1 protein-coding gene is annotated in these 1,560 nt (G+C 79.2%); it reads left to right on the forward strand.

Annotation, left to right across the window (positions count from 1 at the left end; translation table 11 throughout):
• Positions 1-76 precede the first annotated feature (76 nt).
• Positions 77-697 (forward strand): HPP family protein, encoded by a 621-nt coding sequence (locus tag ACFXGA_RS33745; protein ID WP_378095070.1) that lies wholly within the window; start codon positions 77-79, stop codon positions 695-697.
• Positions 698-1,560 lie beyond the last annotated feature (863 nt).

Consider the following 1,560-nt stretch of genomic DNA (forward strand, 5'->3'; position numbering starts at 1 on the left):
CGACCGTGCCGGTCGTCGTGCTGCCCCCGGCCGACGCGGCGGGGCAGTCCGCGACCGGCAGGCAGGAGGCGACGCGATGAGGGTCCGCGACCTGATGACGCGCGAGGTGGTGACGGTGTCGCCGGAGACTCCCGTCCGCGACGCGGGGGCGTTGCTCGTGGCCAGGGGGTTCACCATGCTGCCGGTGGTGGACGAGCGCGACGACCTGGTCGGCGTCGTCACCGAGGCCGACGTGCTGCGCGACCGGTTGCCGGTCGATCCCCGCGCCCTCGTGCACGGCGAGCCGCCGCGCCGACGTCCGACGCCGTGCCGCACCGTCGGCGAGGCGATGTCCGGGCCGGCGGTGAGCGCGTCCCCCGGCACGGACGTGGCCGACCTGGCTCGGCTGATGCTCGACCACGCCGCGCGCAGCGCCTGCGTGGTGGACGGCAAGCGCCTGGTGGGCGTGGTCACCCGGCGCGACCTGCTGCGGGCGATCAGCCGCGACGACCACGCGGTGGCGGCGGAGGTCCGGCGCCGGCTGTGCGTCTACGCCGACGCGCGCCGGTGGGCGGTGTCGGTGGTCGACGGCCGGGCGACGATCACCGACGAGCTGGACGACGAGCGTGACCGGCACGTGGCAGCGGTGCTCGCCGCCGCGGTGCCCGGCGTGGTCGAGGTCCGGTTCGCCGAGCCGCGCCACGCTGGCCGCCGCTGAGCGCGAGCAGTCGACGTCTCGGCTCGTCCCCCGTTCGACCGCCGGTCGCGCCGCCTCCCGTGGCTGCCGACGGCGCGGTGACCGTGGCGCCGCGGTCGCTCGTCGCCCACGCGCTCGTCGGGCCGGGAGGGCGGTGGCGTCCCGGTGGGGCGGATCCGTGCAGGTGACGTGCGGTGGGGGCATCGGGTGGGGGCGGCACCGTGGGCGAGCGCGGGGCGTGGGCGCGGTTGAGCACCGGGCAGCGGTGCGGGCCGTCGTGGTGGCGGGTGTGGTCGAGATTGCGCTCGCGGGCGGCGTGGCCGCCCCGGCCCGCCGCGGAGGTCGACGGCGGCGAGGGTGCGCCGGGGCCGCCTCCGGGCCGGCGTGCCGCGCCCTGTCGGACCCACGGCCGCGGCCGCCTTCGGGAGGTGGGGCGCAGGGTCGGAGGTCCCGCGCCATCAGGGACCCGTGTCGAGCCCAACGACTCTGTGGGCCGGGCGACCGCGGAGCGAGCCTTGAGGTGTCGGATCACACGAGGAGGCCACGACATGGGCACCGCTTCGACCGCCCTCCGCTCGGCGCCCCGCGCCGATGAGCACGGCCGTCCGCTCGCCGGGATGGGTGAGCGGGTCGACGACGCGGTCGCGGTCGCCTCGGTCGCGGCGACGCTGCTCCGCCTGCCGATCACCGCGGCGATCGGGGCGCGGGCGTACGTGGCGAGGTCCGCGCCGTGCGTCGAGGAGCCGTGCCCCGGGAGCGGAGCCGGGCCGTCGGCGCACGCGCCGGGCCCGGCGGGGGGGGAGATCGCGCTAGCCCCGCCCCCGGTCCGCCGGCCCCCCGGGGGCCCCGGGCGCCGCGGGGCCCCCGGGGGGGGGGGCGCGGGG

This window comes from Actinosynnema sp. NPDC059335, assembly GCF_042752395.1.
GTDB lineage: Bacteria > Actinomycetota > Actinomycetes > Mycobacteriales > Pseudonocardiaceae > Actinosynnema.

What these genes read in the sequence shown, in the direction of transcription:
- ACFXGA_RS33745 (WP_378095070.1), top strand. Translation starts at nt 77, where the DNA reads ATGAGGGTCCGCGACCTGATGACGCGCGAGGTGGTGACGGTGTCGCCG.